Source organism: Litchfieldia alkalitelluris, assembly GCF_002153425.1.
Taxonomy (GTDB): Bacteria; Bacillota; Bacilli; order Bacillales; family Salisediminibacteriaceae; genus Evansella; species Evansella alkalicola.
On record NZ_KZ119600.1, the window covers coordinates 3137090 to 3150726 of the forward strand.

General features: G+C 36.3%; 17 protein-coding genes. 9 read left to right on the top strand and 8 right to left on the bottom strand.

Annotated features, from left to right (window positions below):
- Positions 1-92: 92 nt before the first annotated feature.
- Positions 93-872, top strand: a complete 780-nt coding sequence (locus BW724_RS15150; protein WP_088076027.1) for a hypothetical protein — start codon at positions 93-95, stop codon at positions 870-872.
- A gap of 32 nt (positions 873-904) precedes the next feature.
- Here BW724_RS15150 and BW724_RS15155 read toward each other — a convergent pair whose 3' ends face one another.
- Complete coding sequence (locus BW724_RS15155; RefSeq protein WP_088076028.1) at positions 905-1447, bottom strand: hypothetical protein; 543 nt, start codon at positions 1445-1447, stop codon at positions 905-907.
- 206 nt (positions 1448-1653) lie between these two features.
- Here BW724_RS15155 and BW724_RS15160 point away from each other — a divergent pair, with 206 nt between their 5' ends.
- From BW724_RS15160 to BW724_RS15170, 3 genes are all read left to right on the top strand, one after another.
- Positions 1654-2220 (top strand): GNAT family N-acetyltransferase, encoded by a 567-nt coding sequence (locus BW724_RS15160; protein WP_088076029.1) that lies wholly within the window; start codon positions 1654-1656, stop codon positions 2218-2220.
- Between the two features lie 86 nt (positions 2221-2306).
- On the top strand, positions 2307-4031 hold the full coding sequence (locus BW724_RS15165) for a B12-binding domain-containing radical SAM protein (protein ID WP_088076030.1): 1725 nt from the start codon (positions 2307-2309) through the stop codon (positions 4029-4031).
- A 30-nt stretch (positions 4032-4061) separates the two neighbouring features.
- Positions 4062-4976, top strand: coding sequence for a DMT family transporter (locus tag BW724_RS15170; RefSeq protein ID WP_088076031.1), 915 nt, complete (start codon positions 4062-4064; stop codon positions 4974-4976).
- Between the two features lie 85 nt (positions 4977-5061).
- Here the strand turns inward: BW724_RS15170 and BW724_RS15175 are convergent, their stop codons facing one another.
- Both BW724_RS15175 and BW724_RS15180 read right to left on the bottom strand, forming a co-directional pair.
- Positions 5062-5643 (bottom strand): NAD(P)H-dependent oxidoreductase, encoded by a 582-nt coding sequence (locus BW724_RS15175; RefSeq protein ID WP_176371423.1) that lies wholly within the window; start codon positions 5641-5643, stop codon positions 5062-5064.
- 17 nt (positions 5644-5660) lie between these two features.
- Positions 5661-6086 (bottom strand): FixH family protein, encoded by a 426-nt coding sequence (locus tag BW724_RS15180; RefSeq protein WP_176371424.1) that lies wholly within the window; start codon positions 6084-6086, stop codon positions 5661-5663.
- Between the two features lie 94 nt (positions 6087-6180).
- On the opposite strand from BW724_RS15180, the gene BW724_RS15185 reads away from it, so the two are divergent.
- Complete coding sequence (locus BW724_RS15185; RefSeq protein WP_140354979.1) at positions 6181-6699, top strand: TlpA family protein disulfide reductase; 519 nt, start codon at positions 6181-6183, stop codon at positions 6697-6699.
- Complete coding sequence (locus BW724_RS15190) at positions 6699-7388, top strand: cytochrome c biogenesis CcdA family protein (RefSeq protein WP_088076035.1); 690 nt, start codon at positions 6699-6701, stop codon at positions 7386-7388. Before BW724_RS15185 ends, BW724_RS15190 begins: the two co-directional genes overlap by 1 nt.
- Positions 7389-7512: 124 nt before the next feature.
- Here BW724_RS15190 and BW724_RS23680 read toward each other — a convergent pair whose 3' ends face one another.
- Together BW724_RS23680 and BW724_RS15195 are read right to left on the bottom strand one after the other, a co-directional pair.
- Positions 7513-7659, bottom strand: a complete 147-nt coding sequence (locus tag BW724_RS23680) for a hypothetical protein (protein WP_176371425.1) — start codon at positions 7657-7659, stop codon at positions 7513-7515.
- 191 nt (positions 7660-7850) lie between these two features.
- Positions 7851-8759: a phosphatase PAP2 family protein gene (locus BW724_RS15195; protein WP_235848987.1), complete on the bottom strand. Its 909-nt coding sequence runs from the start codon at positions 8757-8759 to the stop codon at positions 7851-7853.
- 375 nt (positions 8760-9134) lie between these two features.
- Between BW724_RS15195 and BW724_RS15200 the strand changes: the two genes are divergently transcribed.
- Complete coding sequence (locus tag BW724_RS15200) at positions 9135-9650, top strand: hypothetical protein (protein ID WP_088076036.1); 516 nt, start codon at positions 9135-9137, stop codon at positions 9648-9650.
- A gap of 139 nt (positions 9651-9789) precedes the next feature.
- On the opposite strand, the gene BW724_RS15205 is transcribed toward BW724_RS15200, so the two are convergent.
- Entirely contained in the window at positions 9790-10419 is a 630-nt protein-coding gene (locus BW724_RS15205; protein WP_088077954.1) for a pyroglutamyl-peptidase I, read from the bottom strand.
- A 279-nt stretch (positions 10420-10698) separates the two neighbouring features.
- Between BW724_RS15205 and BW724_RS15210 the strand changes: the two genes are divergently transcribed.
- On the top strand, positions 10699-11409 hold the full coding sequence (locus BW724_RS15210) for a Crp/Fnr family transcriptional regulator (RefSeq protein WP_088076037.1): 711 nt from the start codon (positions 10699-10701) through the stop codon (positions 11407-11409).
- Positions 11410-11607: 198 nt separating this feature from the next.
- Positions 11608-11796 (top strand): hypothetical protein, encoded by a 189-nt coding sequence (locus tag BW724_RS15215; protein WP_088076038.1) that lies wholly within the window; start codon positions 11608-11610, stop codon positions 11794-11796.
- A gap of 393 nt (positions 11797-12189) precedes the next feature.
- Here the strand turns inward: BW724_RS15215 and BW724_RS15220 are convergent, their stop codons facing one another.
- Positions 12190-12807, bottom strand: a complete 618-nt coding sequence (locus BW724_RS15220) for a TetR/AcrR family transcriptional regulator (RefSeq protein WP_088076039.1) — start codon at positions 12805-12807, stop codon at positions 12190-12192.
- Between the two features lie 178 nt (positions 12808-12985).
- A complete protein-coding gene (locus BW724_RS15225) occupies positions 12986-13630 on the bottom strand; it encodes an MreC domain-containing protein (protein WP_088076040.1) in 645 nt (214 codons plus the stop codon).
- Positions 13631-13637: the final 7 nt, after the last annotated feature.

Below are 13637 nucleotides of genomic sequence, written 5' to 3' on the forward strand. Positions count from 1 at the left end.
AAACATAGTCCCCACTTATCCGTTAGTTTTGCTTCTATAAATAATTCTTGTAAAATGAACTTGAATCTATTTTTTCAAAGGGGGGAATACGTATGAGATTTTTCATAATAGGTCTAGTAATATTACTTCTGATTAGCTGCGAGAGTAATTTACGTTTTTCTTCCGAAGAACCTACTCCCCCTATTGTAACTAATGCTGAAATAGCTCCACTATCCATTCAGTTTTTATCTACTAAATTTAATGAAAACAATGCGGAATTGTTCTTTGAATTAGCTCATTTGGACCACTCGCCTGTGAAAAAGAGTGACTACTATATTGAATGGCCAGAATATGTATTTGACCAAAATGACCTTCCATACAAAGTTACTTCACATGGATTTACTTATGGTAACAAAGAAAATGAAGTAGCGTTTGATACCAATGCTCAAGTTATTAGTCTCAAAATAGAACCAACACCTGTCCAAAAGCAAGAATCTACATTGCAAATTCCAATGTTTATAAAACCTATTTTGTTTGAAAATGGCTACCCTTTCCTAATTAAAAACGATTATCATCATTACTTAAAAACAGGAGAAATAACACTAACAGAATTTGAAGTAGAGGGTAATTTTTTAAGGTTCAAAGCGAGAGACTCTCATCCTGAAGCTTCCGATAAAAGCCTTCATTACGCATATACCTTGAATGTGAATGGGCATGAGATTTTCCCTTTATTCACAAGGAATCGAAACAAATATAATGGTTCCACTTTTATTGAACTGGAATTTGCTAATTCGATCGGTCTTCCAAGTGAATTAATTATAAAACGCATGACATTGCAGGACCCTGAATGGCGATTTAATTTCTCTATCCCAATAAAACGGCAGGGACATTAGTGTAAAAACACATATGTCCCTACTACTTTCTTTTAGTCTAAATCGTCATCTGGCATATATCCGTAATGTTGTGGCATGCCTCCTTGGAATGGTTGCCCTTGCTGCTGCATAGGGGGTGTTTGTTCCATTGGATAAGTTGGTTGCCCTGGTTGTGTCGGTTGCTCAAAATTTCCCGGATACATGTGCATGGACTGATCCCCCATGTGACCCTGAGGTTGCTCATACGGTAAAGGAGCTTGAGGCGGCATCATTGGTTGGTCATGGTGCCCCATAGGCATCTGCCCTGGTTGTGCATGATGGGGCATACCTGGCTGATATCCATGCGGTGCAACACCTGGGTATTGTCCTGGCAACCCGTGACCTTGTTGTGGCATTGGTTGATGATGTCCCTGAAAACCGCCTGGTTGAGGATGATATCCATGACCAGCATGTGCTGGGTGTACATGTCCTCCATGTGGCATATATGGTGCATGATGTGCATGGGCATGATGTGGAGTCATTGTGTTTCCATAGCCCTCTGGCATTGCACCAGCATAAGGGTTATGTTTCTTCGGTTGGTTACAGTTACAACTCATTATTTTTCCCCTTTCTATCGGTACTTCTTAATATCAATATTGATTCAATTTTCATTTTATGAGACTAATTAAATATTGTGACAATGTCCTATACCATTCGCCGTGTCAGGTACTAGCCCTTACTTAACGATCTAGTATTAACAGCACACTTCCAGGAATATATTTTCATATAATGCAACAAAAATTGTTCTAAAGGAGTTCGTGCTATGGGATTTATCTCTCCTGTCGAAGCAGGAATGAAAGACGCTAAAATGATGATTAGGACTGCGGAGGGTTACGATGGAAAACAAATGCACCAATTAACAAGAGATGTTATTGCTGAAGAGAATGGGCTAATTATGACACTTGCTGATTTTACAATGACTGAAGAGGATCAGGCAGTAAAAAATGATTGGTTTATTCAGCACCCAGATACACTAGCCATCGTTGCATTAAAAAATCACTTTGTAATAGGGATATTGACAATTGAACCAGAAACCTTTTTGAAAACTTGCCATCGGGCTAATTTAGGCTTAATTGTCCATAAAAATTACCGTTCAAAAGGAGTTGGGCTTGCACTGATGAAAGCTGCAATACAATGGGCGCAGCACCACGAACGGTATGAAAAAATAGAGCTTGAGGTGCTTCAATCCAATAAAAGAGCGATTAACCTCTATAACAAGTTGGGATTCATAGAAGAAGGAACCATCTATAAAGCTATAAAAAATGCCCCCCATTCATATGACCATTTAGTAAGAATGTCCTTATTTACAGATGAATTGGAAAATCTGTAATGGCACCTGTAGGACACATGATGCTTTCTATATCTTTAATATGATATGATATTCATTGGCAGTTTTTTTAATTGGAGGATTGTATCATGAATATAATTGTTACTACACTTAACGCAAAATATATACACACTTGCTTGGCCCTTAGGTTGTTAAAAAGTTATTCCGCTCCCGAGTTTGATGTTGATATGATGGAATTTACGATTAAGGATCCAGACCTTAATGTGGTTTCAGATTTATACAGCAGAAATCCTGATGTGATAGGATTTAGCTGTTACATATGGAATGTGGAGAAAACAATTCAAATTGTTAAAATGCTAAAAAAGGTTTTGCCAGAAACGAAGATTGTATTAGGTGGACCTGAAGTATCCTATGACACAGAAGAATGGCTTCGTAGAGTACCAGAGGTAGACTTTATTGTTAGGGGAGAAGGAGAGGAAACGTTTAAACAACTCCTCACACAAATAAAAACTGATCAAAAGTATGATGGGATTGCTGGGCTCGGGTTTAGGAAGGGTGACGATATAAAAATGACACCTTCAAGACCAAACTTAGATATCCTGTCCATACCAACCCCATACAGATTTGAAGAAGACCTTCAGGATTTGGGCAAAAGAATCATCTATTTTGAGACAAGCCGTGGTTGTCCATTTCAGTGTCAGTTTTGTCTCTCGTCCATAGAGGTTGGAGTGCGCTATTTTAGTATTGAAAAGGTAAAATCTGACCTACTATATTTAATTGAAAATGGGGCAAAAATGATTAAGTTTATTGATCGTACATTTAATATTAAGAGAGATTATGCAATCGAAATATTTCAATTCTTAATTGATAATCATGGGGGCTGTCAGTTTCAGTTTGAAATAACCGCGGACATCATGCGTCCTGAAGTATTAGATTTCCTCAACACGAATGCACCAAAGGGGGTTTTTCGGTTTGAGATTGGCGTTCAATCAACGAATGACTTGACCAACGAGCTCGTAAAGAGGCGTCAAAATTTCAAGAAACTAGCAAGAACGGTCACGATGGTAAAAGAAGGTGGTAAAATTGATCAACATTTAGATTTAATTGCTGGTCTTCCAGAGGAAAACTATGATTCTTTCGCTAAGACGTTTAATGATGTCTTTGAATTACGTCCAGAAGAACTTCAACTAGGTTTTCTCAAGATGTTAAGAGGTACTGGTATGCGTGCAATGGCTGATAAATATAACTATGAATTCATGGAGCATGCACCTTATGAAATCCTATCGAACAACGTCTTGACCTTTGGAGAACTTACAAGGATAAAACGTGCGGAAGATATTTTAGAGAAATATTGGAATGATCATCGTCTTGATCATACTGTAGAATATCTAATTGAACATTCATTTGGATCACCCTTTGACTTTTTCCAACGATTTGGGGATTATTGGGATAAACAGGGTTGGGGAAAAATTGGCCACCAATTCGAGGACCTTTTTCTACGTCTAAAGGAATTTCTAGAATATGAAGGAATTACTGGTATGGACGTTATTATTGGCTTAATGAAGGTCGACTATCTCTTGCATTATAACCAAAAGCCAAGAAAGAAATGGTGGGACTCAAGTGGTGGTAAAGATGAATTAAACCAATTACGTCAACATACGATAGAAAAGCTCCCAGAATTGCACCGTGATATGAATGAAAAGGTGTTATCCAAACATCTCATAATGGAAGAATTACCTTTCGACGCAGACAAATTCCTTCAATCAAAGCAACTTACTATGGGGAGCTATCTATTTATAGTAAACTATAATCCAAAGCTGGAAGAAAAGGGAGTTTACACTTTAAAAGTATAAGCCATTTGTGGCAGGAAAGGGGAAGTTAACTTGTACAAGATTGCTTTTTTCATGATCATTTTAGGCGCAGCTTTATGGGGAACAATTGGACTATTTGTTCAAGGTCTTTACGACTTAGGTTTTTCTCCAATTGAAGTTGTCACTATACGAGTTACAGTCGCCTTTCTTGCCTTATTCTTTTATATCCTTTTAAAAAAACGAAGCTCCTTACATATTAAAATAAAACATATTCCTTTCTTTTTAGGTACAGGAATATGTAGCATTGTTTTCTTTAATTGGGCCTACTTTACAGCGATCCAGGAAATGAACCTTTCCATTGCCGCTGTCCTTTTATATACTGGTCCAATGTTTGTTGCAATTATGTCACGTATCTTTTTTAAAGAACTATTCACTCCCCAAAAATTGATTGCCCTTTGCACAACCTTTATTGGTTGTATATTAGTTATTCAATTGTTCCCATTAAATACATCGACCCTGTCTCTATATGGTGTACTAGTGGGATTAGGTTCTGGTTTTGGTTACGCACTATACAGTATTTTTGGAAAAGCAGCATTATCTTCCTATTCCTCATTAACAACTACATTATATACTTTTCTAGTTGCTACATTAGCTTTAGTGCCAACTAGCGGTTTAGTAATGCAAGGGACTGGTCCATGGAACCTAGAGGCTGTCATGATCAGTTTAGGATTAGGTATTATTCCAACAGTTATTGCTTACTTATTGTATACAAGTGGATTAAATAAAGTGGAAACGAGTAAGGCTTCCATCGCTTCAACGATTGAGCCTGTTGTGGCCGCGCTTATTGGTGTTTTCGTATTTCACGATGTTTTATCTCCATTACAAATGCTTGGAATTCTCTTTATTCTATCTGGAGTACTGTTTATTAATATGAATGGGAGACTCTTTCAGAGAGACTCTTTAATAAAAAAGAAAGCCGTATCATAAGACACAGCATTCCGAACGTGAGAAGTCAGAGCATACACTTGTCGAGGAAGAGAGCGTCTCCTCGTAAACTTCCTCCCAACATATGCTAACAATTACTTTTAGCGAAATACTCCACTTGCTCTAGCATTTTCTGCCGCTCATCGTCACTACATTGAATGACGTCTCCAAAATGAAGGCTACCTTTATTTTCTAAGCCACAGAATTGAAACATCGTTTTATCTATTAGATCTAAGAAGTTAGCTTCAATTTTTTCAGAAATGAGCTGTTCCTTAGGTGTTCCAGTTGTATAAATCATAGCTACTTTTTTCCCGCTCAATAATGGAATTGGGTCCTCCCCTTCCAATTCATAAGCAACGCCATAGGAAAATACTCTGTCGATGTAACCTTTACCTATAGCAGGAAACCCACCCCACCAATATGGAAATAGTAAAGTAATATAATCTGCCTCTTGTAAAAACTGGTGCTCTTTTTTTATATCAATGGAATATTTACCTTTAAGGCTTTCCTTATACTCTTCTATTTGTAATAAAGGTTGAAAATCCTGTTCATATAAATTCCTGATATTGACCTCATGTCCGAGAGTCTTTAATGTTTTAGAATAAGCATTTAATATGGCACCATTAAAGCTATTTAGTGTTGGATGCATATAGATGATAAGATGATTCATGTACATTCTCCTTTCAATTAACTATTTTCATCGGCGTTGTACCCTGTCATATATTCCATGGCCATGTCCCCTTCTCCATGAACATAAAAGCGCTCTTCAATAACTTTATTTTCCTTTGTAGTAGTAATCTCCACAAGCCATTCCCCCTCCATTGCTAATGGAAGTTCGATTTCATAGTTTCCCGGACTCACTTCTATCATCGTCCCTTCCATTGGATGATTCATTCGTTCCATATTCATATAAAAATATACTTGATCTGCTGTAACAGGTGCCCCCTCTTGATCTGACAAACCTAGGTTAAATGTAATGAATTCACCAGTACGATATGTATTCCCTTCGTTCATAAACTCAATCTGTAGGTCTTCCCCCCTATCATTTTGACAGCCTACCATTGTTACTATAAGCACTGTCCAAATTGTCATAAAATAGACTATTTTTTTCACATTGAACTCCCCCATCCTTCGATATCATTAAACTATATTATAAAGAATTGTTTTATAAAAAGCATGTACACTAATTCTCTTGGGGGGAGATCAATTGAATAAGATAGGAGTTTTATTAATGGTGTTCATCTTATTGGGGATGGGATACACCGCATATTCGTTCTTCACTGACAAAGAACCTGGGGACATATCAACCCTAGAACGGATTAATGGAGAAGATTCAATCCAGTTAAACCATTTTATTGGGGTGAAAAAAACGATTCTACAATTTGTAGCAGTTCCATGTGACTGCTGTAGTTTTTCTATGCCTTTCATTCAGGAGTTTATTCGAGAACAAGATGAAATTGAAGTGATTACTGTCGTTTTTTATGGTAGAGAACGGGAAATTCTCGATAAATTTGAAAATGAGTATGAGGCAGAGCATCTTTGGGGTGTGGACTTAAATCGTGACTTAGCAAATCATTATGATGTATCCGTTTCACCAACTTATGTATTCTTTGATGAATCCGGCAATGTATTAGGTAATCACCCATATATCATTGGGACTAGCGAAGAACTAGGAAAAAGATACGAAGATGCTTACAATAAATTTCAATCGGAGGAAGCATCTTAATGGATATATGGTTTGCATTTGCAGCAGGATTTCTATCCTTCACATCAGCATGTATACTTCCGTTAATTCCAAGCTATATGGCAGTAATTACAGGCCTATCTGTCAATGATCTAACTAATTCTAAAGTGGAAAGATTTAAGGTTATGCCAAGGTCTATCGCCTTTGTAGTTGGCTTAATTATTCCATTAATGCTGATAGGAATGGGGGCAACAGCAGTGGGTGCCATTTTCACTCCTGCCTTTTCCACATTCCTATCTCAATTCCTAGGATTTATCGTCATCATTTTTGGTCTTCAATTATTGGGTCTACTAAACATTCAATTATTTCAACGGGAAGTAAGATTTCAGCGATTTTTCCAACAAAAAGGTGGTCTATTTAGTGTTACCTTGATGGGGATGGCTTTTGGTTTCGGGTGGACCCCTTGTATTGGACCAATGCTTAGTTCCATTCTTATCTTGGCAACAGATTCAGAGACTATTTGGCAAGGCGGGGGATTATTACTTATATATGGGCTAGGATTAGGGATTCCCTTTATTTTAATAGGTTTACTTAGCTCCATTAGCTTAAAGTTTTTAAGATTCCTTCAGCGTCATGTTAAAGTTCTTTCTGTTATTAGTGGGCTCTTATTAGTTGTTTTAGGCATTCTATTAGTTACAGGGAATATGGCGTACATTACACCGACGCTTTAAGAAAAGCGAAAGGGATTTGGTTATCGGCCGCAAAAGCTGTCTCTTCCTCTACTAATAAAGCTATGTAGCGTACCCGTCAAGAAAACTAATAATCATATCTATATTGTCAAAAAAACGAGGCCTTTTACATGATAGAGGCATGATCAGGTATGAAAAAGAGGAAATCACAAATCTCATACCTGATCGATGCCTGATCTGGTACGAAAATTGGAAAAATCATAATCTCATACCTGATCGACGACTGATCTGGTATGAAAATTAGAAAAATCATAATCTCATACCTATTCGCTCATCGGTCCAATTATGGACAAATTGAAGCAAAAACCCTGATTTAACTAAAAAAATACTAGTCCAATTAGTTATCTATTTGGACTAGTACTTACAGCAATTTGTGTTTTATTTTCCTCACAAACAGAACTACTTACTCTCTTTTTTACCACCTATTATTTCTGTATAGTATAATTAATATTTTTTCCTATAAAGGCCTGTTTTCACGAATAAGTAAGGCGCACCAAATATTCCCCATAATCCAATCAGTGCATAGCGTAAACCATCAAACAGTGCCATTTCAGGGAACAGTACTTTGAGACCTGTCTGTAATACAAAAATCACAATTATCCCTATTACATAGGCACTTATTCTCTTAAGCCACGACTTTGGAATTTCCATCTTAATATACTTTTGTTCTAGGAAAAAACCGATACCTGCTCCTAATAGAAACCCACCATAACTAAATCCTTCAGAATCCCGGAAAACGACCATCATTATTAATGGAACCACGATGGCAAGTACTAACTTCCACTTCAAAGGTAACGAAACGATTTTTTCCACAATAATATGGTAAATAGTAATAATAATTGCAGCAATAGCGACACCGGCTAAGATATCTAATGGCCAATGGACACCTGTAAAAAGACGAGCCACTGCAATCAAAAATATAAGTAAACCTGCACTCACCCATACTGCTGGTCTATTGATCCAGTAGGCCATGAATCCCCAAAGGGTTGCAGAGCCTTGAGCATGTCCACTTGGAAAGCTATCATGGGGAAAATGTGTCCCTACTTCCGCAGAGTAGACATAAAGGGAATTAACTCCTTCAACATAAATAGGTCTTGTAATTGGAAAAATAGATTTTAAAAATGCATTAGTATAAACTGAAAATAAAAATACATACAGGAGACGAATTCCAAACGATTTTGAAAAACACCAGTAAACAAATGGAATAATAATAAAATAAAAAGTCTCATCCCCTAAAAAAGTAAGTACTCTCGCAACTTCATTCAAGAACGGATTTTGTAGGTTAGTAAAGAAGCGCAGTATCTCTGTTTCTAGCTCTCTCAAATAAATCTCCCCTTCCTTCATATCTCCCATTATACTTATTCCAATAATTCTTTGTATAGTAATTTTTTTCTACTAGCCTGGAGCGAGTTCAATTACATCTTGTGTAATTTACAATAGACTTCCACAATTAAAATTTGCACCATGAGAATGAAAATATTACTAATTTAGTAATTGAATGAGCAGAGGGCACGAGACTCCTGCGGGATCAAAGGCAGGGGTGAGACCCCGCAGGTGCAAAGCGCCGAGGAGGCTCACCAGCCGCCCGCGGAAAGCGAGTAGCCTGGAGCGAATTCAATTACATCATGTGTAATTTTACGTTAGCTTATTATTTTACAATTTTTTTATTTTCAACTTCCTATGGTACAATATAGTATGATTTTATCGACTTAAACGGAGGAATTCGCTATGCACTGGCTTTATTTATTTACAAGTACCATTTTAGGAGTTATAGCCATCTATCACCTGTTTGCTCATAAACGTAGAGAAACAATGCAAGATTATGTCATTTATGAACTTAAGGATAAGCGAAAGTTAGGTACAAGCTCGAAGACGTATAAATTTTCCATATGGTCTTCCTACATCGTCCTCATTCTAAACCTATTTATCATTATTGAACTATTTAGGAGTTTTCAAACTGCAACGATTCTCTTTCTAATCATCCTCCCCCTCGGCCTTTTCGTTCTTATTACATTAGACCGCGTGTTTGAAGTACGGGGAAATGCACTGATTTTTGCTGGTTATCATACACAATGGGGAAAAATTAGAAGTATTAAATGGGGAAAACAAAGAGCTCACCGTACAAAATTAATTATGGAGCTTGATAAGGGGACGAAAATTAATACAACCATTGCCAATGAAGAAAAAGAAGAATTAGAAAGTTTGTTATCAAATTATGTTTATTTTGAGAAGGAGAAAAAATAAATGTTAGAAAGTGGAAAAATTGAAAGATAAACATAATGAGCAATGAGCTCGATTGGGGTAAAGGTAGAGCAAACCGCCATTATAAGTTGTTATTAAAGACAGTTTGCTCACTTTTCCTAATTGCAATAGAGCCAACAACTCAGTTTTCTGATTGAGACAAATACTCTAATATTAATTCCATTGCCCTTTCTTGGACTGTGATATCCATACTAGGTATGCTTGGCTTTTTTAGTACCATTTCAGGTGTAGCTGGAACATGAACAAAGCCAGCTTTCATTTCTGGAAAATTATTTTTTAAGTGAAGTAAAACACTGTACATAGTATTGTTACAAATATATGTACCTGCAGTATTGGAAATTTGAGCTGGAATGCCATTATTAGATAGCAATTGTACCATCTCCCTAATTGGAAGAGTGGAAAATAGTCCATCAGGTCCACTTCGCTCAACTGGACGATCTGTTGGCATGTCGCCATGATTATCCCCCGACTTCCCTTCCCCAACTGTATCCTGTATATTGATAGCAATTCTTTCAGGAGTAATTGCTGATCTACCTACTGCAACACCAAGTGATAATACAAGATCTGGTTTTATTTCATTGATATACTCGATTAACTCCGCTGCACACTGATTATACACAACAGGTAGTATTATTGTATTAATCTCTAAGTTTGGAATACTCTTTGAGTTCAATCTTTCTATCAATTCCATCGTGGGGTTTGTCTTTAAATCTCCAAAAGGTTCAAATCCACTAATCAAAATCCTCTTCATATTATATTCCCTTCTTTCCATAATCACCTAGTATTGAATCCTATTCAGCATTGATGTTATTGATGTTCTACTTAAACTAATTTGAATATTGATGGATACTCTTCAAACTAAATGCTCATCAATCTATTCTTAAATTTTATGCTTCAGCTAAAAAGTTTGCAAATTGTTCGTCTTTTTGTCATCTTTTCTGATTAGAAGCATGCTACTCTTATTATATATATAAATAATCTTACAGGGGAAATGCAAAAACACCCACTGCTTAGTAGAGGGGGAAAATAGATGAATACAACTATTCAACATAGGAATACACTTTTTAGTGATATACCGCCAAAAACGTGGGACGAATTATTGGAAGCTGGATCGGTAATCTCCATGAAAAAAAATAGTACGTTATTTTATGAAGGTGACCCGTCAGAACATATCTATTATATAAAAGAAGGAAAAATTCGTATTACAAAAATGGCTGAAGACGGCAAAGTATTTTATTTACAAACGAAGAAAGATAATGACTTCATAGGAGAAACAAATTTATTTAATGGCCTTCCTCATCGTTTTGACGCTGTTGTTATACAAGATTCAGAAATAATTAGATTTGATAGGCTTGAGATAGAAACAATTATTGCCCAAGATACAGACCTTGCAGTCCGTTTTTTTAAGATGCTCTCCAATGAAAATCACACATTATTAGCACATTTAAGGGACCTAATCTTTTGTGGTAAACAAGGAGCCGTTCTTTCCATACTTATTCGGTTAAGTAATGAATATGGGAAAGAGGTTTCTTCTGGTGTCTTGATTAACAGAAAAATAACGAACCAGGAGCTGGCTAATTTTGTTGGGGCGACGCGAGAAAGTATTAATAGAATTTTGAAGCGATTAATAAAACAAAACATTATCTCAGTTAATACAAAATATATTACTATTCACGACATGGCCTTTTTAAAGGAGCATTTACGCTGCGCCCACTGCCCTTTCGATGAATGTACAATTTAAGAAACATTGCTTTGTAAAGATTACTGTCGATATTTAACACTGCTAATTTTTCTGCGGAACGTACACCTGTCTCTTCTTTTAAATTTATTTAGAAGATGTCTATTATTAGGCATCTTTTTTGTCATGTTCTTCCTTCTAGTTTCATATAGTAAATTAACAAATTTGCTAGAAAGCTACTAGAATTAGGGGGTAAATAATATGAGATTAAATGCTATTCAAATAGAAAAGCTAAGTGAACCGAAAAAGGTTGTAGAAGATCCTGACCAACAAGTAGAATGGATTGTAGACGCGTTAGAAATGCTGCTAAATAAGTTCTTTCCAATTTTCCTCATTTTAGGGGTCCCATACATGATTTACTTATTCGTACAGCTACTCATTATCTTTTAATGAAAAGCTCTGATAAAGGATAATGTTGATATTTATCACTTTTAATTTTTTGTGGAAGGTACACTTGTCTCTTCCTCTACGAGCAAATGCTTCGTAGCGTATCCGTCGAGACAACTCGCAGCATACTCGTGATGTTTATGCTCGTTCCTGCGGGATTAAAGGCAGGGGTAAGATCCCGAAGATGCAGGAGGCAGGACGCCGACATTACGCCGTTGCCCACAGGACGTGGGCATGTACTTAGGAGGAATTTGGAGGAGGCTTACCAGCCGCCCGCGGAAAGCGAATACCTGTAACAATAAATCAACATCTAAATTTAACAGAGCCTAATGAAAAAGAGGCTAGGACATTGTGTGATGATGTCCCGCCTCTCCTTATAGGATTATTAAAAGGTCATCAAGATCTGATAACTGTATCTTCCACCCCTAAACCTATGACAAATGTTTTTACACTATTATTAATGAAAACTTCTTCAGGTACTTGTGCCACTTTTTCCCCAGCTATAAATCTCGAGAAAAAATAACCTAAATTCAACCAAAGGAAGTTCATCGCTTGTACTTCTGCATCAATCTCCCCGACTTTACCTAACTGTTGCATCTTTTCAAAGTAACCTATCAAAAATGCCTTAAAGTCCCTAGGATTGCTTGTTAGAGATTCAATAAGTGAAGGAATGGTATTTCTTTCCTGAAAAGCTAACATGATTATTTTTTCGTTTTGATTCATGTACCAATGATACGTTTGACTAACTAGCTTTAAATCAGCTTCTAAATCATATGAAACATTTTTCAATAAAATATTTGTAACATCAACTAGATGATAAAAACGCTCTACAGCACTTTCTAATATCTTCTTCTTTGTACCAAAATGACGAAACAGTGTCATCTCACTATACCCTGCTTCTGCAGCTATCTCTTTTGTTGTAACAGCCTTAAAACCTTTTTTTTCCATCAGATCAATTGCAGCCTTTAAAATTCGATCTTCTGTAGTAACAATTAATTCTCTTTTTTCCTCCATGTGGCATCCCACCTTAAGTTCTTACTTCTACTCCCACTTATATTTTATACTATTATACATTGTGAAGGAATACACATGAGAATAGTGTCATAAAAAAGTCAAAACATTTTTTAATTAAAACTTTATTAATAGTAAAAAAGATGACCTCTATAGAAGCCATCTCTAAGGTGTATCTCTTTTACCGGACAATACTTGATAGTCTCCATTCATCTTCGTAAATGAAAGTTAATTTTATCCCTCCATCAAACGTATAGTCCTTAGAATCTCCAGTTGTTAGTGAATACTCTGATTCAAAAACTTCTTCATCAAAGTCATAATTAAATGATGTCTGCCTTATATAATTTACTGAATCTAGAGAAATATAGTGGAATGTATAATACAGACGGCCATTTTCATCGTGCATATCTAATGTTTCCGCATTTGCATTGACTTGAATGTTCTCTGCTACTATACCTTCCAGAAAATAGTGATCACGATCATTCATAGCCTGAAAAATTTCCTTAGCTAGCTCGTCTAGGTAATCTCGGGTAACTAATTCTTCCTCTCTTAAGTTATCCTTTTCAATCAGTTCTTGACGATAGGTTAAAATATTATCCTTTAATGACCTATTCTCCTCTTCAAGTTCCTTAACTTGTTCTTGTAATGAAGTATTCTCATCCTTATATGACTCTATTTGCTGGACAAGTTGCTGATTCGTAGAAATTAACGTTTCAATATCACCCGTATCTTCGATGGGCTCCAATTGACCTTCATCTCCATTAATACAGCCAGTTAGTAACAAAAATATGATGGCAGTTACTGTAATTAATAACACCCTTTTCATAGTATAA